8 protein-coding genes and 1 tRNA gene are annotated in these 20,901 nt (G+C 44.3%); 2 read left to right on the top strand and 7 right to left on the bottom strand.

The features are described 5' to 3' along the window. Window positions 1-26: 26 nt before the first annotated feature. The 5 genes from DESYODRAFT_RS14620 to DESYODRAFT_RS14640 form a co-directional block, all read right to left on the bottom strand. Complete coding sequence (locus tag DESYODRAFT_RS14620; RefSeq protein WP_007784298.1) at window positions 27-8,600, bottom strand: glycoside hydrolase family 94 protein; 8,574 nt, start codon at window positions 8,598-8,600, stop codon at window positions 27-29. A 123-nt stretch (window positions 8,601-8,723) separates the two neighbouring features. Next, window positions 8,724-11,333, bottom strand: a complete 2,610-nt coding sequence (locus DESYODRAFT_RS14625; protein ID WP_007784301.1) for a DNA translocase FtsK — start codon at window positions 11,331-11,333, stop codon at window positions 8,724-8,726. 74 nt (window positions 11,334-11,407) lie between these two features. Next, a complete protein-coding gene (locus DESYODRAFT_RS14630; RefSeq protein ID WP_007784303.1) occupies window positions 11,408-12,370 on the bottom strand; it encodes a metal-dependent hydrolase in 963 nt (320 codons plus the stop codon). 214 nt (window positions 12,371-12,584) lie between these two features. After that, window positions 12,585-13,472, bottom strand: a complete 888-nt coding sequence (locus DESYODRAFT_RS14635; protein WP_007784305.1) for a BON domain-containing protein — start codon at window positions 13,470-13,472, stop codon at window positions 12,585-12,587. A 115-nt stretch (window positions 13,473-13,587) separates the two neighbouring features. Further along, on the bottom strand, window positions 13,588-14,415 hold the full coding sequence (locus DESYODRAFT_RS14640; protein ID WP_007784306.1) for a PHP domain-containing protein: 828 nt from the start codon (window positions 14,413-14,415) through the stop codon (window positions 13,588-13,590). A gap of 248 nt (window positions 14,416-14,663) precedes the next feature. Here DESYODRAFT_RS14640 and DESYODRAFT_RS14645 point away from each other — a divergent pair. Both DESYODRAFT_RS14645 and DESYODRAFT_RS14650 read left to right on the top strand, forming a co-directional pair. Continuing rightward, window positions 14,664-14,737, top strand: a tRNA-Trp gene (locus DESYODRAFT_RS14645). A gap of 288 nt (window positions 14,738-15,025) precedes the next feature. Further along, window positions 15,026-15,499, top strand: coding sequence for a DUF4181 domain-containing protein (locus DESYODRAFT_RS14650; RefSeq protein WP_007784307.1), 474 nt, complete (start codon window positions 15,026-15,028; stop codon window positions 15,497-15,499). A 140-nt stretch (window positions 15,500-15,639) separates the two neighbouring features. Here the strand turns inward: DESYODRAFT_RS14650 and DESYODRAFT_RS14655 are convergent, their stop codons facing one another. Together DESYODRAFT_RS14655 and DESYODRAFT_RS14660 are read right to left on the bottom strand one after the other, a co-directional pair. Beyond that, window positions 15,640-19,989, bottom strand: a complete 4,350-nt coding sequence (locus DESYODRAFT_RS14655; protein WP_007784308.1) for a 2-hydroxyacyl-CoA dehydratase — start codon at window positions 19,987-19,989, stop codon at window positions 15,640-15,642. Window positions 19,990-20,110: 121 nt separating this feature from the next. Further along, entirely contained in the window at window positions 20,111-20,710 is a 600-nt protein-coding gene (locus tag DESYODRAFT_RS14660) for a TetR/AcrR family transcriptional regulator (RefSeq protein ID WP_007784309.1), read from the bottom strand. Window positions 20,711-20,901 lie beyond the last annotated feature (191 nt).

Here is a 20,901-nt window from a genome sequence, read left to right on the forward strand (position 1 = left end):
ACCCGACCCGCATAGCCGTTTTCAGGTTAGATCGTTAAACGAACCGTATGTGTCCGACCATCATCCTTCAAGTCAATGACAGGCTCAAGTAATTCTTCCTGATCCAAGGTAAGTTTTACGAACCCGGTCATCCTGGCGGCAGGATTTTCTACGTACAGTTCATAGGTTGTCGTTTTGTACCGGTAAACTAAGCTGAAGCCCGGCCAGCGGCTGGGGATACACGGTTTTAAGACTAATTTATCTCCCAGACGTTTAAATCCTAAAATCCCCTCCAGTCCCGCTTGATACATCCACCCCGCTGCTCCAGTATACCATGTCCATCCTCCTCTTCCTACATGTGAAGGAGTGGCATAAACATCGGCTGCCATAACATAGGGTTCCACTTTATAACGATGAACCTCATGTTCGGTACGAGCATGGTGAATAGGATTTAACATCTGAAAGAGTTCCGCCGCCTTATCTCCCTCGCCTAATGTAGTATAAGCTAAAATTGACCAAATCGCTCCATGGGTATACTGCCCGCCATTTTCCCGAACACCCGGAACATACCCTTTTATATAACCGGGATCGGGTAATAATTTGTCAAAGGGCGGAGTCAGCAAAAGAAGAAGGCCGTCTTCCTTGCGCCATAAATAGTGTTCTAAGGCCAGCATGGCATCCTTAGCCCGAGTGGGTCGCGCCGCCCCGGAAATAACCGACCAGGACTGTGCCAAAGCGTCAATTTGACATTCCGAATTTTGGGAAGACCCTAAGGGTGTTCCATCATCAAAATAGGCACGCCGATACCACCCTCCATCCCAACCATGGGCCTCAATATTGGTCTGAAGTTCTTCCGCCAGCTTTCGATACCGGACTCCCCGCTCAAGATCCTGACGCGCATCACATAATTCGGCAAAGTGGATTAAGGTCAGGTATAAAAACCAACCCAACCAGACACTTTCCCCTTTCCCCTGATGTCCAATCCGGCTAAAGCCGTCATTCCAGTCTCCTGAACCGATCAGAGGTAAGCCATGTTCCCCAAATCTCAGTCCTCTTTCGATAGCCCGCAGGCAATGTTCGTAAACAGTCCCTTGTTCAGTCGAAATCCTTGGAATTGAGTAGCGTTCATCTTCACCTTCTTTTAATGGTTCATCCTCCAGGAACTCAGTCACTTCATCCAAAACACCTATATCCCCCGTACGCTCAATATAATGAGCTGTAACAAAGGGCAGCCATAACAAGTCATCTGAGAATCTGGTTCGAATCCCTTTGCCTTTTTCTGCGTGCCACCAATGCTGCACATCCCCTTCGATAAACTGATGTCTGCAATGGATAAGAATTTGCCGGCGTGTAACCGGGGGATCAGTATAAACAAGGGACATCACATCCTGAAGTTGATCCCTGAAGCCATAGGCACCCCCGGATTGATAAAAAGCAGAACGTGCCCATAACCGGCAGACAATCGTTTGATACATCAGCCAGCGATTTATTAGTAAATTCATGGAGATATCCGGGGTTTGAACCTGAATGCTTCCCAACAGCTTATCCCAATGCTCCAGGACTTGATTAAATGCCTCATGGATCTTTTCCGGTTGTTCATAGGCGGAAATGAGCTGCCCGGCCTCCTGGCGATTGGCGGTTTCCCCTAATAGGAACGTAATCTGCTTGCTCTCCCCCGGGGGTATGAAAACCTCCAACTCCAGAGCAGAACATGGATCAAGTCCGGCTCCTACAGATTCGGACAACGAATCAAGCTTTAATCCCGCGGGATCTGCCAAGCTTCCATTGCGTCCGATAAATTCGGAACGATCTCCGGTATAACCGGTCACGTCCGCTCCCAAGACAGTTAAAAACCCAATCCTGCCCTGGTGCTCTTCTTGATAGGTGTTTTGAACATAGAACGTACTGCCTGCTTGATCATACTCAGTGACTAAATAAGGTGCGGTTTGATCGCGTACAACCCCCATCACCCACTCAACATAGTAAACTACACTTAGGTTTAAGGAACGATCTGAGGTATTGGTCAGGGTTAACTCAACCATCTTGACAGGGTCAGCCATTGGGACAAAAAGGCGGAGATGTTGTTTCAATCCTCGGCTGCAATGCTCAAAAATCGAGTACCCCTGACCATGCCGGATTTTGTATAACCCTTTTTCACGTTTTGGATTAGCCGTAACCGACCAAAACTCACCTGTTTCCTGATCACGCAAGTAAAGTGCTTCCCCCACCGGATCGAGAATCGGATCATTTGACCAAGGTGTAAGTTTATACTCCCTGCTGTTCTGAGACCAGGTATACCCGGCCCCAACTTCAGATACTTGAAAACCGAAGTTTGAATTGGCGATAACGTTAATCCAAGGCAAGGGAGTGTTCATACCTTCCTGCAGCTCGATGATATACTCTTTCCCGTCTTCGCTGAACCCACCATAGCCGTTGGAAAAATGCAGCCGGCTTCCGGAGCTTTCTCCTGCTGCTTCCTGAAACTCACTTCGGCTGTCGGTGTTATTTGGGAGGGGTTGGTTTTCTTCCTTGAAATGCACAGGCTCCCTCAGGCTATGCTTAGCCTTTTTGCGGACTTGAATAGTACAGGACCCTCCTTCTCCGGTAAAGGTTATACGGGCAACCGTACAGAGAAGATTAAGGACATCTGCCTGAACATGACCTTTTTGCAGCAGAAAGACACCGCTGGGCTGATTTAATAAATCCCGGGCATGCCCCATGGAGATGAAATCGCGCAGGTTATCCTGGAAAGCCTGAACATATCCGCTGTCATCTTCATTGAGAATCACAAGGTCGGCAAACAATCCTTTCAGTCTCCAATACTCATGGATTGTCAAAAGTCTGCGCACCAAATCTAAATGCTCTGTATTCGCGACCCGAACCAAAACAATCGGCAGATCTCCGGAAATGGCATAAGCCCATAAGGCTGACTGGCCTTTACGATTTTGTTTAATGCATTCCGCCGCATCTCTTCGGCAGGGACTAAGATAAAGCAAATGACCGCCCAGGCTTAATGCTTCATTAGCCTGTGCTGCTGTTAAGTTTAAATGACGGAGCTCCATTTTGCTATGTGTCCATGCCAACTCAAAAGCCCGCTTAACGGAAAGAGGATCTTGATATTTATCCGCAATACGGATTGCCTCTTCACGACTCTCCGCGTATCCAATGGAAAAGGATACCCTGGCTGTTTCTCCCGGACGAATCCTAACCCGCCGGCGCAGGCTCATAATAGGGTCCAACACAGCTCCTGCCGTATTCGACAAAGGGTGGTTGGCGTCTAAGGCTTGAGGCTTAGCAAGACTTCTGCCCCGTCCGATAAAGCGCGAGCGGTCTGTCTCATATTGGAGAGAACCAACCTTTTCTCCCTCTATGCAAACTGTGTGCATAAGCCATAGTCTTGCCTGGTGTTCACTCCGGGGTCTGCGGGACGCTAAAAGAGCCTCATGGGCAAATTCAGTTTGAATAAAGAGATTGCTGAAGGCGGGGTGAGCCAGATCTTCGCTTTGCCTGGCTAAAACCACTTCGAAATAGCTTGTGACTTCGATAGTTCGATCATGCTTACTATGATTTGTTAAGGAAATACGGCGCATCTCTGCTTGGTCTTCCGGAGAAACCACAATTTCGGTATGAGTGGTTATGTTGCCATCCTTGCGGCAGAACTCAACCTGGTCCGGGGCATAGGTTACCTTATAATCCTCGCCGGAATCCCGACAAGGCTGATAAGCTGCCGACCATACGTCCCCTGAATTTAAGTTTTGGATATAGAAGTATACTCCCCAAGCATCCTGAGTAACGTCTTCTCTCCAACGCGAGAGACTAATCGTCTTAAACCGGCTGAAGCCGGCTCCCGAGTTGGTCAGCATGACAGAATACTGACCGTTGGAAATACAGTGCGCCACCGGGATAGGGCTATTTACTGTGTTTAAAAGTGTAAACTGATTTTTCTCCAGTTCAAGATCTTTGCTTCGCTGTTTTGTAACCTGATATTCGTCTTCAGGCTGAGGAATTATCTGGGTAGCCTCCGGCAGACGTTCCTGGAGCAAGAGCTCAGTGGCCTGAATCAGCGCTTCACTATGCAAACGCTGCTGCATCACATTTTTAAACACGACATTATCGATGGCTAGTAAACTCATCCCCTGGTGATGAGCCATAAAACTCTGGACCAGCTTAAATGGCCGCCCAACTTGAACACGTTCGCTCGTAAAATCGACCGCCTCAAATAAGCCATAGCGTCCCCCAAAGCCTTTTTCTTCCATTGCGGAAATATTAGACACGGCTTCACGCGGAGAAACCATGAGAGCTAAGAAGCTGGCATAGGGCGCAATGACCAGGTCCTGAATGAGTCCCCGCTTCAAACCCAAGCCCGGCACTCCAAAGGCTTTATACTGATAATTGAGCTGCGGATCAAAGGCATGAAATCCTGACTCAGAAATACCCCAAGGCACATTTTTCTCCAGGCCATACTTTCTCTGGACTTCAACCACTGAGTGATAGGTTTCATCGAGAAGGGTCGCTTCATAGTTTTTCATGACCAGAAGGGGCATTAGGAATTCAAACATTGTTCCGCTCCAGGAAACTAAACTTCGTTTTCCTTTGGTCATGGTCAGCGAACGTCCAAGCTTAAACCAATGGCTGGGCGGCACATCTCCCTTGGCAATGGCAAAAAAGCTGGCCTGGCGTGCTTCAGAGGCCAATAAATCATAAAAAGACTTATCGAGTTTGCTTTCGGAAACATTATAACCAATGGAGAAGAGCTGACGTGATTCGTCATAGAGGGGCAGAAAATCTGTCTTTAAAGCGATCTCCTCCAGCCGCAGCTGCAGCTTTTCAGACCTGTGAATATAATCCTGAATCTTGCTGAGCGCAGGTTTTAGGATCTTATTGATCTCCGCGGGAAAAGGATCGTTTTTAAGTATCTCTCCATATAAGCCGGCAAGTTCACGGAGACCAAGGTTCAAAACCTGCTCATTGAGGATCCCCTGGGTCTCCGGATTTTCCTGATCCGTAATCCAGGGGAAGAGCTCTTGCAATTCTGCATGAATGTTTCGAATCATCCTATCCAGGTTGCCTGCCCAGTATCTGCCCTCCCGGCGTAATTCATGGTCCAGAATGCGGGCCGGCCATAAGGAGTGGAGATCCATCCAGGTTTTGAGGCTCCATGCTTCATCCGAACTTAAAATCCGATCCAGCTCCTGCCCGAATGGCTTAAGCACTGCCAAGGTATCCTCGCCCACGTCTTCTGCCAGGAGAGTATAAGTATCTTTCAGCCCGCCGGCATACTGCAGGTCAAAGACAGGCTTGTCTAATAACTCAGCTAACCCGGATTTTAAGGTCATCAGATACATCACATAGTTCCCGCTGTCAACGGTTGAGATATACCTGGGCTCTAAGGGGGCAAGAGTTTGAGTATCGTACCAATTGTAAAGATGTCCTTGCCAATGATCTAATCCCTCCAGGGTTTTAAGGGTTTGCTCTATATTTCCGTATACTCCGGCTAAAGGAATGTACCCGAAATCCCTTGCCGCCAGATTCGTTAACAAGGCAAGTCCGATATTGGTTGGTGATGTCCGGTGTGCTACCCCATTAGGCGGATCAATTTGCACATTATCCGGCGGCAGCCAGTGATCCTCAGCGCAGAGATAGTCTTCAAAAAATGCCCATATCTTTCTGCTATAGCGACGTAAAGAGATCAGTTCCGAAGATGAAAGTTCTATTCTTTTATGCTGAATTGGTAAACTTACCTTGTAAGCAACCCATAGGGACACAAGCCAGACAATTCCCACCGGAACAAACCGTCCCAACCTTCCGGGGAAAGCAACGGAAAGGGTCAATACCGCGAGAAAAACAAATAAAACGACCGGCCACATTGTCTTGAACATAGTTTTCAGGCTGGCATCTAAACGTTTTTCCGCATCTAAGGCCGTTTCCCATTCCAATAAGTTTCGATGTGAAACAAACTGCCGGTACAGGCTTCTTATGATCGCATCGAGCATTATCCAGGCTTGAAAGGGAATAAACAAAAATTGAAGTATGGACTGCAGGGTTAAGGTTAACAGGTCAGAGACCATATTCCCTTTGTCGGCACGTTCATTGAAGAGCTGACTGAGAAGATATAAAAGGATAGGCAAGAGTAAACTCAAAGAGACGATTCCAAGCCAAACTAAGGGGTCTCTCGTAAGAACTGTAAACCCTAACATAATAAGCAGTAACTGAGCGGGAGCTTCTAAACTCCTTCTCAAATTATCAAAAATCTTCCAACGGGCTAAAACCGGACCTTCCTTGAATAACCAGGGGATCAGCTGCCAGTCTCCCCTCACCCAGCGATGCAGCCGGCACATATAAGCCAGGTAGTTCGCCGGATAACCATCGATCAGCTCTACGTCTGTCACAAGACCGGCCCGCGCATATAATCCTTCAATTAAATCATGGCTGAGAATGGTGTTTTCAGGAAACCTATGATTGGTTACCTTATGGAAGACTTCAACATCATAAATTCCTTTTCCTGTATAGATACCTTCTCCGAATAAATCCTGATATGCATCTGAAACCGCTGTGGTATAAGGATCAACTCCAACTCTGCCGGAAAAAATGCGGGCAAACTTTGAGGCGCCGGCTTTGAGAATAGATACTCCCACACGTGGCTGGAGGATCCCATAGCCCTGGACTACTCTCTCTCCATCCGCACTAAGGCGGGGTGCATGCAAAGGATGGGCGATCGTCCCAATTAGTTTTTTGGCGATTCCCCTCGGCAGCTGGGTATCGGCATCAAGGGTAATCACATAACGAAAGGTTGGCAAAATTGACAAGTCTCCAATTTGCACATTAAAACTTGTCCTTCCTTCTTGACGCAATAGTCTATTGAACTCAACCAGCTTGCCGCGCTTTCTCTCCCAGCCCATCCATACCCCTTCAGAATCATTGAATAGCCGTTGGCGATGAAAAAAATAAAAGCGGTTATCACCATATTTACGGTTTAATCGTTCTATCTCGGAGGTGGCTGCTGATAGGATTTCGTTATCCTCTTCCCTGATTTCTGTCTTAGCATCGGCAAAATCACTCAGCAAGGCAAAATGTAAATTCTCATCCCGATTGGCGAGAAAATAGACTTCCATCTCATTGATAAGTTCATGCACCCTGTTAACATTGGTCAGGAGAGTTGGAATTACAACCATAGTACGCAAGTGCTGGGGAATTCCTTCCCCCAATGCTAATTTCGGCAGAAATGATGGACGAACCAGTTCTGAAGCAATCCAATTCACCAAAGGAATGACCATGCTGCTTGCCCAAATTAAGAGACCAATGATTAATGGTATATAACTAAAGAAAAGAGGTGTGTCCTGAATTGCGTATGCTAAAACCAAGCCGGACAGAAGCGCGACCCCAACCAACAAACTGCCGAAATAATATGAGCCAGGCTTCCTGCGAATCTCACGACGAAGCTCACCCCGGAAGTCCTGTGACTTTCCAAAGTCCTGTTCTAATTCTTGTTCAAGTTCATCACGGCCCGGACCCATCAAGTGGTAACCAACATGGGAGGAAACAGTCTCCCCTTGCTCAACCGCCTTCTGCGCCCTCGCTAACACTTTACGGGCAACAACCAGTTCAGACACTCTGAAGTTTCGGGCTATCTTTTCCACGCAATGCCGGTAATAATCTCTGGACTGAAAGTCCATTTCTCTATAAACATTACTTGGGTCCTGCTCAAAAACACGTTCTACTAAACTGACCTCTTCAAAAAAACGCGGCCAATCTTCCGAATTGACAAAATGGAGGCTGGCAATCGCGTGACCCATGGATACCTGGCACATGGTCTGATGCTGACGTTCAAGCTTTGCCAATTCTTCAATCGTCGTATCTTGTTTGGCTATGGCACGGTCTACCCACTGTAAAAGGGGTACTACGTCTGTACCAAGCTCGCGAATACGTTTCAGAATCTGCTCTGCATAAGCGGAAGAGTATTCTTCCTGGGCGGCAAGAGATTTTAAGAGTCTATCCCATTCTTCCGGCAGATGTTCGGATTCTAACAAAGGTAAAACCCAATGATCGGCTGCTTCACGTTCTGCCTGAGTAAATAGAATTTGTTCGGTCAGCCTCCGGATATTTTCCAGCAGAATAATGCGCAGCATAATGGGAATTGCCCATAATTCTCCGCTGGATAGGGGGACTTGGACCTGATAGGCGTTAATAAATGCTTTAAGGGTATCACTTTGCAATTGACTGTCCGTGTGTTCAATGAGTTCAATTAATAACCCATAAATTCTCGGGTATCCCTGGAAATCTCCGCTGGCGTTTAATGGCAATTGGCGTTCAAATTTCTCAGGAAGGCTGTTCTGAATCTCCGCTCTCAAATCCTTTAAACTATAAAAGTTATCCAGCAGCCAATCAGTGGCAGGCACAATATCCTGTGTTCTGGCATTATAATCTGCAATTTCACCATAAGCCTGCTCTAAGAATTTCATATTTTCTTTTACCCGGGGAAGCAAGGATTGTTTTAAGCGGGTTTTTCCCTGGTTGACATCGGATTTGGCAATTTCTTCAGCATGACTAAGTAAATCTTCACCATGAAGTACAATATCTTTATAGGGTTTATGTTTCGTTGTTGATCGTGTGAAAAACTTCATTCTCCGTCTCCGTCTTATTTTTATTTTCTATACATCATTTATGCATTATTCCCATTTCTTCTCACTTCATTCATGAAGAAACCCCCCTTGCCGCTTCGCGGCAAGGGGGGTTTCTCTATTCCATTAACTAAAACGTTCATTAAATTCCTCTAAGGTCAGGAGCACCTGCCTCGGCTTGCTTCCTTCGTAGCCTCCCACAACCCCTTGTTCTTCCAGCATATCCATTAGGCGGGCGGCTCTGGTATACCCTAATTTTAACCTGCGTTGGAGAAAGGATACGGAGGCAATGCCTGTCCTGATAAATAGCTGCCCTGCGTCTATAAACAAGGCGTCATCCGGGCCATTGCTCTCTTCATTTTTCAGTGTCGTTTCCGCAAAAAGCCTTTCCGGGTCAAGATACTCCGGCTTGCCCGATTCTTTCCAATGCATGATTACCCGTTGTACTTCCTCATCTGTTACCAAACAGCCTTGAACACGGAGGGCCTTATTCACTCCTAAGGGAGAATAAAGCATATCTCCCCGTCCCAGAAGTTTCTCTGCGCCGGTGGCGTCAAGAATCGTTCGCGAGTCGATTTGAGATGAAACAGCGAAGGATATCCGGCTGGGTATATTGGCCTTGATCACTCCGGTAATCACATCCACGGAGGGACGCTGAGTGGCGATAACCAGATGAATTCCTGCCGCCCGTGCCATTTGAGCCAAGCGGCAGATGGCTTCTTCGACTTCTCCTGCGGCAACCATCATCAAATCTGCCAGTTCGTCAATAATTACCACCACAAATGGTAAAGCCGGCCTATCGCCGGGAGTTTCCCCTGCCTTTAATTTATTGTAACGTTCAATATCCCGAACCCCTGAAGCCGCAAAAAGTTCGTACCTGTTTTCCATTTCTTTAACAATCCATTTTAAAGCACTGGCCGCTTTTTTAGGATCGATGACAACCGGGGCTAATAAGTGAGGGATACCGTTATATTGACTGAGTTCGACCATCTTAGGGTCGACGAGCAAAAACTTTACTTCATCCGGAGTTGCATTAAAGAGCAGGGAATTAATAATCGTCGTGATGCAGACACTTTTCCCTGAACCTGTGGCACCCGCGACAAGGAGATGAGGCATTTTTATCAAATCCGCAATAATAGGCTGATCGGCAATATCTTTCCCTAAGGCAACTTTAAGTTTGGAAGGGTATTGTCCAAAACTGGAGGTTTCCAACACTTCCCGGAAAGGAACCGAAAGTGCCTGTTTATTCGGGACTTCAATTCCGATGGCTGCTTTTCCCGGGATCGGGGCTTCAATGCGCACGTCCCGTGCTGCAAGCCCCAACGCTATATCATCGGACAAATTGACAATCTTACTGATTTTGACCCCTGGGGCTGGAGCCAGCTCATAACGAGTAATGACCGGGCCTCTCGTCACTCGAATTATTTTAGCTTTAACTCCAAAATCTAAGAGGACCTTTTCAAGCTGCCTGGTTGTTTCTGTATCCTGGATGATGGTTCTGGGCGGGATTGGTTCTAATAAGTCAAAATCAGGTAATCCCCAGGAGTTAACCCTTTCAGCGCTGTGATCAGTCTCCTCAGGAGCCGGCTCGACGAATTCCAAATTCAGACCGGAGGCGGCAGCGACCTGAGCCTCTGAAATCATCTTTGCCTTACATGCCGTCTCTGCCAGGACATCCATGGGATCCGACCCTGACAGGTTATCTTCAACATTCCGCCCGGATAGTACTTCACAGGCTGTTTCAAGTCCAAGTTCAGGGTTGGCTTCATATTCGGCTTCAGGCACTAATTCCGGGGTAGGTTCCAGCTCGGGTTTTAACTCAGGTTCAGGCTTGGGGCTTAGTTCAGTCTCTGTTACAGCTTCTTTCGATGTATGTATGGATATATTCTGTGCTTCAATCTCAGCCCCGGTCATTGAAGTCTCTATAACTGAGATTTTCGAGACATCATCGGGAGGTTTGTTCTCTGAATTCGATTCTGCCATTGAATCCGGTTCCTGTTCGACAGGGCTCACATCTTCCTTAAATTGAGCTAAGAATTCTTCCTGTTCCTTTTTAGATTTAAACACCGAAGAAAAAGGCGTTAGTTCATCGGGTCTTTTTTTAAATACCTTAACAGGCTCGGAGATTTTTTCCCTGGAGATAGGTTGAGTTAATCGTTCTTCTTGATCGACTTCCGCAAAGTAATGATTAAACCCTTTTAATAGGGTCAGATTGCCATGTTTTTTAGGTAAAACCGCTTTTCCTGTCCCAAAATAAGAAGGAAAATCTCTGCCAATTTCCTTCATTTCTTCAGCCATTTCAATATCCGTATTTTTCATTTCTACCCAATCCGGCGAAGAAAAATACTTATTAAATCCCTGTAAACTCACCAGTTTTCCTGGTGGAAGAGGAATCACCTTAGAGTTTTGGGACTGATCGGCAACCTTTTCCTCATAGTGCTTCCGCCTGTGATTCTTAGGCTGAATTGAATGATTCTTTTTCGCTGGTCTATCTGAATTTCGGGACGATATAGAATCAAAAATTGAGGAATTATGCCATACTACAAGAGCTGATACAAAACATATGAAGGGCCCTATCCAAGACAGACCTTTCATAAGATACTTAAACATAGAATAAACCGGCGCTCCGATGGCAAAGCCGAAAGCACCCATTAGTCCGGTCAAAGCTAAGACCATTAAAAGTACACTCAATAATTTAAGCCAAAAAGAACTTGTTGTATTTCTTCTTTTCGACACAGTTCCACCTCCCCATTTATTCATTATGGTAGATGTGCCAGGTGAATGTCAAAAGGTTTTTTTGGTTCATACGCCTAATAACTTAACAGCACACCTTTTTGGTTGGGCAAGGCATGGAATATTTCTTGAGATATTTCCCCATCCAAGTTCAAATAAACGTTTCCAGTGTATAAAAAATTCCCTTTGGCCCAATAGCGTAAGTCTAAAAACTCCACAATACATTCGTCCGTCTCCGAGGCATGAGCAATAATGTGGCAATAGGGTGTAAACTGACTAAAGATTTCCGCCAGATTTCCGGCTAAGGCATTGGCAACCGATGGGTTATCTCCCTTAAATTTGGGCAGAACACGACATATGGATGGTTCTTGATCCCGAATAATTCCAAAACGCACATAGTCCTCTTCAAAAAGTATAAAGTTCCAGGTAAAAGGATGATACATGGCCGGAATCACTCTTACTTGCTCTTCATCATTTAGATGGTAGATATCCATAAGGCGGTCTCTTGTTTTAATGCGCCCCAAGTGACGATAAGCTAAATATAACGCGCTTAATAATAAGGCCGTTTGTGAAGAGATATTTGCCAATTCGGGCTTGATCAGGGCAATCATAAAAGACACTAAGAGGGAACCAAATACTACCGGGTCAGTCAGCATGATCATGTCAACTGTAATTTTTTTGCGTGAAAAAGGCCATAATAGCTCTGCACCATAAGAATTCAACAAATCCATTATTCCGTGAGACATAGTCCCTATCAGGGTCCAGAGGATTACGCTCCACCATGAAGCCGTCGGAAAAATTAAATACAAGGCTGAACCAAGTCCTAGGGCTGAGGCGGTTAAAGCGATCAAGGAATGACTTGCTCCTCTATGGTTTAATAGATAATTCAAGCGTCCTTTTACATGAAATATAATATCTAAATCAGGCAGCATGGCGCCTAATGTACAGCCTAAAAAAACAGGATCATTCAGCTGCATGGTGTGACCCGAAAGAGTACTAAGGGCAATTCCAATTAAGCCATGGGTTATAGGATCCAACAAGGCTCACCTCCGCAATTATTTGGGCACCAATAACTGCCCTGCTTATCAACAATCCCCATTATAACATGACTCTGCAGCAAAATAGTTAGGTTATATTTTCTCCATTTTCCATTTTATGTTGATTGCAAAATCTTGCCCGCATTAGACAAAGAGCCCTTTAATCATTTTTAGATAAAACAATTAAAAGGCTCTCAATCATCTATTTAAGTTTGGATTATTTGCTGGAATGTGCCGCTACTTTGATTGAATTATTAACATCATGTATTTCAGGAATATGCTGAATCATTTTTTCAGCCCATTCACGGTCTTCTTCGGAATACACTTCCCCAGTCAGGAAAGCGATGCCATTTTGAACGAATGCCCGGATTTGCCCGGAATTTAAGCGATGCTGACCAAGTTTGGCCACCAATTGTTCTGTTAACCATAGATCATCTCCTTGGGATCTATGACGGGTAAATACTTCACTGACTACCGCTTTTACCCCCGGAACCTGATAAGCTGTCTCTACCGCCCATTCCATGTCTTCCTGGGTGTTAACAAGTCCGGATAAGGTTATTAAGCCATTCCGGGCCGTTGTTTTTATCTCATGTGCATCAACCCATGGAGAAGCAACCAACGCATTTTCTACACGGTTCACAAGAGTCGCATCATCTACGGCTTTTTCCAGGAACTGAATTTCACTTCTAACCTCTTTAACTCCGCGAACCTGGGAAGCCAGGCGTTTGGCTAACCGTTCTGTACTCTGGATCTCAAGATGCCCGAGCAGGGTAGCTATACCCCGGCTGACCCGGCAGCCCAGATGCGTAATATCTTCCAAATTTGACCCTTGAAACCGTTCTATAATCCCTTTTTCTATGTCCTTATCTTTGATCGTTCCATCATTAGCCACTGTTAAGGAATTATCCAGTTCCCGAACCCCGTCGATCCGTCCCACCCTGCTCCCAAAGAAATCTTTTTCCGCAAGACTATCGACGGTTCCCCAGATTATGGCCCGGTCTCCTTTGACCTTAACATGAATTCCCTGGCCGCTTTCCCCAAAATGTGTATGAATAAGGTTTTTGATGTCCCGAAGAACATCTATTTCGGCTCGTGAGTTATGCATAAATTCTCCCTCCACATGAAAACTCTTTGCGCTTTTCACTTAGAGGGTATTTTATCCCAAGTCCTGCTCTTTTACTCTGGCAGAGTTGTGATTGAATGCCAATTTATTGAAAGACTTAAATCCCTAAATAAGATCTTAATTCAAAAACACACTTATCCGGGACACCCATCTGACCCAGTTTTATATACCCGGAAGGGCCATGATAGTCACTGCCGCCCGTAGCCAGGAGAGCAGATTTATTGGCGACTTCGGTATAATATCGAATAAGTTCCGCTTGTCTTTCCCAGTATCCGTAATAAACCTCAAGCCCGATCGGCCGATAAGCTAAAAGCGGAAATACCATCTCAGGATCTCTGAGCAGTCCCGGATGGGCAACGACAGGGAGGCCGCCGCAAGAGAAAATAAGATCGACGGCATCCTCAAAGGTATGGTTCAGATAAGGCAGATGGGCAACTCCGCCGGGGCGGAAATGGGCCGCGATTTCCGGCCAGTTTTTCCGGCTATTATCACTTGATTGGTGATAAATCGCCCTCATAATATGCCCCTTAGTGACAGCCCCATTGGCTCCGACTTCTTTCTCAACATCCTCCCAGCCTAAAGAAATCCCGCCGCTGTTCAAACATTCGACCATATCATGGGCAAGCTCAGTCCGCTGGGCCCGAATCTCTTGCAAGCGGTTTTGCAGCACCGGATGATTTACATGATTGAAATACCCAAGGAGGTGAACCTCATGACCTTGATAACTTGTTAACAATTCAACACCCGGAATAACTTTAATATTCAGCTCTTTGGCAAGGCTTTCCGCCTCACTAACCCCTTGGGTACTTTCATGGTCCGTAATTGCTATGGTTTGAACATTATTAGCATAAGCAAGTTTAATGACCTCTTTAACCGAAAGCAAGCCATCAGATTCATGCGTATGAATGTGTAAATCGGACCTCAAAAAAACCCCTCCCTATCCCTATTTCTGTTTATCGTTAGTTAAACGAGTTCACTTAAAGGAATTTTAAAGTTCTGGCAAATCCCAGAAAGAGTCAATTATTTAACTATTAGTATAGTATGCCTATTCTTTTTTTACTTAAAAAATCCTGCCTGCTTTGGCTGTTTAAATATCAAAATCCTAAATGCTTGAATTCCCTTATTGACACATTTAGCTTTTTCCGATATAATTCATTTCGTTGCTAAAATTATAGGGGATTAGTTTAATGGTAGAACAGCGGTCTCCAAAACCGTCAGTGAGGGTTCAACTCCTTCATCCCCTGCCAAAACGGTAACAAGTCAATAATATCAGTGGTTTAGTAGAGTTGGTAAGAAATTACCAGCTCTTTTTGTATGAATTGTCCTCCTTATTGAAATTGATAGTGTTAAAGCTAAAATAAAATGAGAGAGAATCAGTGTTTCCTGGAGACCATCCACTGTCGTAAAGATATTGAATGAACTTAATACCATTTATGGTAATGTATGATACAATTGATTATGGATTATAAGAATGTTATTGCTCAACAAACGGGAAATGTCGATTGTTTTTGGCTAACTGTCTGGAGGTGAAATTCATGTATGATCTTGAACCCAAGTTCTGGCAGGAATTATTCCTCATGATCAATGATCTTGAACCGAAATTCTGGCAGGGATTATTCCTCATGATCATTATTTTATTATTATTGCTGGTTTCGTTTAATGCGGTAATGAGCAAATTACTAAAGGTTAAAAAGAAGAAATTTTTTTCATATAACTATGTTAATGAGAAACATTCCAAAATTGAATGGAAGATTAGGATGACATTTGTAGCCGCCCTGCTAATCGGCAATTTTGTCAATATGACGAGGGACCCTCTGGATTGGATTTGGTTTTTTAAACCATGGTTTTTAATAATAGGATTTGTTGTTGCGACTGAAGTAACCAGAGCTATTATGGAGTATAAATATGCAGAAAATCATAATGACTACAAATTAACAATTAGTCAATTAGCGTTTTTTGTTATTATATTTTTCGCTTTATATTGGACTAATTTTCTAGTGATGGGATAATAGTAGAAGAGATGTACATTAAAAATAAATGGAAAATTGACCTCAGCACCAATTTGCTGAGGTCAATTTTTTTCGCTGGGCAATCCTTTGGTTTAAACCGCTCGGGTCCGACAGTAAAGCGCCGGTTTAGGGAGAGTAGATTAATCTATTTTGCATCCGATAAACTTGGAATCTGTATTTAACATCATTGTCATTTTGCTTTCCATTAAATTAGTCTCTAAATCTATGGGTGGTTTAGGTTTCTCCGAATTGCCATTGAGATTTTCCTGAGCCACTGAAAGCATCAGTTTAATGCGGTTGAGTTGATTGACTTCACTTGCTCCGGGATCATAATCAATGGCAGCAATATTGGCTTTGGGGTAAGATCGTCTGATTTCTCTAATCATACCTTTGCCTGTGATATGGTTCGGCAAGCAGGCAAAGGGCTGCAAGCAAACAATATTCTCCACCCCGCTTCGAATCAGCTCCACCATCTCTCCTGTCAGAAACCATCCTTCACCGCATTGATTGGCAAGAGACAGATGGTTCTGCGCATACTTGGCAATCTCTTCGATAGGTTTTGGGGGTTCAAACCGTCTGCTGGCTTCAAGGGCCTTTTTCATCTCTTTACGATAAGCTTCAATTCTGTTAACCGTAAAATACCCGGATACCATCTCCCAGAAGCTGCCTGAAAGCTTTTGGTATTTAATGCGGTTATCAAAAGCACCGTATAAGAGAAAGTCGGTCAGATCCGGAACCACTGCTTCCGCCCCTTCAGCCTCCAGCAATTCTACGATATTGTTATTGGCTGTAGGATGAAACTTAACAAGAATTTCCCCAACCACTCCCACCTTAGGCTTGACCAGATCCTCTTGCAGTTCCAGGCTGTCAAAATCTGCCACAATCTGCCAAATATTCTCCGAATGCTCTCTTTTATCCCCTTTGTGCAAGGATTCATAGCAGCGCTTAACCCAAGATTCGTATAAAAGGTTGGCAGAGCCGGGGAATTTCTCATAGGGACGCACTCTATACAGAACCCGCATTAAAAGATCCCCATAGACCAATCCCCGCATGATCTTATTAAACATAGAAATCGTCAATTTGAAGCCTGGGTTCGTTTCTAAGCTTGAGGAATTTCCCGTGTTTAAGGCTATGACCGGGACCTGGGCCATATTCGCATCCTGCAATGCTTTTCTGATAAACGCGATATAGTTTGTCGCACGGCATCCGCCGCCGGTTTGGGTCATTATAACTGAAGTGTTATTTATATCATAATCACCTGATTTTAAGGCCTTCATTAACTGACCAACCACAATAATGGCCGGATAGCACGCATCATTATGCACATACCTTAACCCTTCGTCGATCGCCGACTTATCCACAGAGGGCAGGAATTCAATCTTATACCCCGTATCCTCAAAGGCTGCTTTAAAGAATTGAAAATGAATCGGGGACATTTGCGGAGCTAAAATAGTGTGAGTTTTCTTCATTTCCTTGGTGAAAAGGACTCTGTCCGGATTATCATAAAGTTTTTTAGGGATGAAGTTTTTCTTGTCCCGTTCTTTTATGGCCGCGATCAAGGAACGCACACGTATTCTCGCCGCCCCTAAATTATTGATTTCATCAATTTTTAAAACCGTATAGATCTTCCCATAGGCCTCAAGGATCTCTTTAATCTGATCAGTGGTTACCGCATCAAGGCCGCATCCAAAGGAATTCAATTGAATTAGTTCTAAATCCTTTTCCTGAGCAACATAACTTGCCGCATGATACTCTCTGGAATGGTACACCCATTGATCGACCACCCGCAAAGGCCTTTTTACTTTGGAAAGATGCTGGATTGCATCTTCCGATAAAACAGCAAATCCATATGAACTGATCATCTCAGGAATACCGTGATTGACTTCCGGATCAATATGATAAGGTCTTCCTGCCAGGACAATTCCTTTAATCTTAGTTTCCCGAATATAGTTTAGAGTTTCTTCTCCCTTTAATCTTACCTCTTCCTTATAGCGGTCCAGCTCTGCATACGCCTTGTCCAGCGCACGAGCCAGCTCGTTCTTCGGTATTCCCTCGGGTTCGAGCTCTTCAGCCAATCGTTTCAGCATCCTGCGCGGCATATCTATGGGCAAAAAAGGATGATAGAACCTGACATTTGGTTCTTTAAGACAATCCATATTGGCATTGATCGTCTCAGGGTAAGACGTAACAATTGGACAATTGTAATGGTTGTCAGCCTCAGGATCTTCCTGACGGGCATAAGGAATACAAGGATAAAATAACTTGGTAATCCCTTTTTTAATTAAGTCTACAATATGACCGTGCACCAATTTGGCTGGATAGCATGCGGAATCTGAAGGGATTGTTTCCATTCCCAATTCATAAATCCGATTAGAGGATCGCCCGGAAATTATCACTCGGTAACCCAATTCCGTGAAGAATGTGAACCAGAAAGGATAGTCCTCATAGATATTTAATACTCTGGGAATACCAATGGTTCCTCTGGGGGCCTTGTCGTTGCTCAAGGGTTTGTAGTTAAAGACTCTTTGATACTTATATTCATAAAGATTAGGAATTTGCTGTTTGACGACATCCTTACCTGCACCCCGTTCACAGCGGTTTCCTGAAACATAAATAGTTCCGCCTGGGAATTGTTTGATACTCACCAAGCAATTATTTCCGCATAACCCACAACGTTTCATCGTCGTTTCAGTGGTGAAGTTGAGCAGCTCTTCCCCTTGCACAAGACTTGTTTTGTAACCGGACTCATATTGATTTCTGGCAATTAATGCCGCACCAAAGGCTCCCATAATACCGGCAATATCCGGTCGGACCACCTCTTTATTGGTGATTTTCTCAAAAGCCCGCAGGACGGCATCGTTATAAAAGGTCCCCCCTTGAACAACAATCTTCTCGCCAAGTTCATCAATATTCCTTAAACGGATCACTTTATAGAGGGCATTCTTGATGACTGAAATGGATATCCCTGCCGAGATATCACTAATCTCAGCACCTTCTTTCTGGGCTTGTTTTACTTTAGAGTTCATGAAGACCGTACACCGGGTCCCCAGATCTACCGGATGCCGTGAGCTTTGGCTTAAACGGGCAAATTCCTGTACATCCATATTCAGAGAATTAGCGAAGGTTTCCACAAAAGAACCGCAGCCGGATGAGCAGGCTTCATTGAGGGTAATGGACTCGATTACTCCATCTCTGACTACTAAGCTTTTCATATCCTGTCCGCCAATATCCAGAACAAAGTCAACACCCGGCTGAAAAAAGTTAGCCGCCGTATAATGAGCAACGGTTTCAATTTCTCCAATATCGACTCTGAGTGCTGCTTTGATCAGATGTTCCCCATATCCTGTAACCGCTGAATTAATAATGTTGGTTCTCTTGTTTAGTTTTCCATATAAATCTTTTAAGGCCTCAATTGTAGACTCTAAGGGTTTGCCCTTATTGCTGCCGTAATAGGAATACAATAGACTTCCGGTTTCATCGACTAAGGCGATCTTGGTGGTTGTTGAGCCGGCATCAATGCCCAGATAAGCATTGCCTTCATAACTGTCCAGTTCAACCCGGCTGACTTTATGCAGACCATGCCTCGCTTTAAATTCCTCGTATTCTTCGTCATTGGCAAATAAGACGTCTAATTTATCCGTCTCGGAATTGTCTGTCTTCAGAATCCCGGGTACTTTTTCAAAAAGCTGCTTAAGAGTCATCGGCGGCATATCTCCGGAAGACAATGCCGCTCCGATCGCTACAAAGAATTGGGAGTTCTCGGGGAAGATTACGTTCTTTTCCTCCAGCTTGAGAGTTTCAATAAACCGTTGTCTCAATTCAGACATAAAATGTAAAGGCCCGCCCAAAAACGCAACATTTCCATTGATGGGACGTCCCTGAGCCAGCCCGCTAATCGTCTGATTCACAACAGCCTGAAGAACAGAAACAGCAATGTCCTCCTTGGCGGCACCTTCATTTAACAAGGGCTGCACATCTGTCTTGGCAAACACTCCGCACCTGGAAGCAATCGGGTAAATATGCTCATAGTTTTTAGCAAGCTCATTTAACCCCATAGCATCCGTCTGCAGCAAGGATGCCATCTGGTCAATAAAGGCTCCTGTGCCTCCGGCACAAGTTCCATTCATTCGCTGTTCAACGGATTCCCCGAAATAAGTGATCTTGGCATCCTCGCCCCCAAGTTCTATGGCAGTATGCGTGTCAGGAATAATAATTTTAATCGCCTTCGTGCAGGCAATGACTTCCTGAATGAAGGGCACCTCTAATAATTGGGAAACATTATATCCGCCCGAGCCAGTGACCATCAAGGTCAATAAATGCCCTTGCATGATATCTTTAGTATCCTCAAGTACATTAACAACCGTATTTCTAATGTTGGAAAAATGTCTTGAATACTTCTTATAAATAATATTTTTGTGATTATCTAAAACAACTATCTTAACAGTCGTAGAACCAATGTCCAAACCGATATTTAAAACTCTACTGCACATTTTCTTCCTCCACTATACAAAACGTCTAAAGAAAACCCGGCTTCGCCGAGCCTTTAAACGCATACTCTCGATTGAGGCGAACCGTTGGTTGCCCTTATACTTTCCGACAGTACAAAATAACTTATTCAGCAATTTTAGAATTATTATAACAGGCTATGCCTTTTGTAAATATTTTAACATAATTTGTAATACATGTCTGAATATCGGTCTCAAAAGTCAGCTCGTTCATAACCAAAGATGTAAAAAACAAACCAAAATTGGTTGCCAGAAAGTTAACAGCCAATGTTTCAGGATTTTCAGTGATAGCGCCTCTGCTCCACATTTCTTCGAAATACCGGATTAATAGTTTCTTAAATTCATTGGGAAACTCAGACAACATAGTTTCAAAATGAGGATGCAATTCTTCGTTTTTCAAATGCATCAAAATAATCTGTTGATTCCTATATAAGACATCTTGGAAGGAAGAACATATTTTATTCAAATCTGTTTCTAAGTTCCATTCTAAGCTTTCAAACAACGATTTAAATTTCGGTGAAAATGCAAATTTATCAAATGCCCTTTCAAATAAATTGTATTTACTTTCGAAGTGCCTGAAGATCGTCATTTCGCTTACGCCTGCTTTTTTAGCAATCTCCTTCGTTGTAACTGCAGGATAACCTTTTTGGGCGAAAAGGAGGATTGACGCATTTATTATTCTGTCTTCGGTGTCCAAAGTACTCATAGCCCTTCTCCAGTCATGCTCATTAGTTTATGTTAGTTCTTACTAACATGACCCTATTTTATCATTCTCTGTATAGAACTTCAATCGAACATCATGGGCTAATTACCTTTATTTGTATCATTCTTTAAGAAACTGCGGTCTGGCCATCAGATAGGAGACTGGGGATAAATAAAACGAGGCTGGAACAAACT

This window comes from Desulfosporosinus youngiae DSM 17734 (genome assembly GCF_000244895.1).
Classification (GTDB): domain Bacteria; phylum Bacillota; class Desulfitobacteriia; order Desulfitobacteriales; family Desulfitobacteriaceae; genus Desulfosporosinus; species Desulfosporosinus youngiae.

Coding starts and splice junctions, on each gene's coding strand:
- DESYODRAFT_RS14620 (WP_007784298.1), bottom strand. CDS start 8,600: ATGAAGTTTTTCACACGATCAACAACGAAACATAAACCCTATAAAGAT.
- DESYODRAFT_RS14660 (WP_007784309.1), bottom strand. CDS start 20,710: ATGAGTACTTTGGACACCGAAGACAGAATAATAAATGCGTCAATCCTC.
- DESYODRAFT_RS14650 (WP_007784307.1), top strand. CDS start 15,026: ATGTATGATCTTGAACCCAAGTTCTGGCAGGAATTATTCCTCATGATC.
- DESYODRAFT_RS14635 (WP_007784305.1), bottom strand. CDS start 13,472: ATGCATAACTCACGAGCCGAAATAGATGTTCTTCGGGACATCAAAAAC.
- DESYODRAFT_RS14655 (WP_007784308.1), bottom strand. CDS start 19,989: ATGTGCAGTAGAGTTTTAAATATCGGTTTGGACATTGGTTCTACGACT.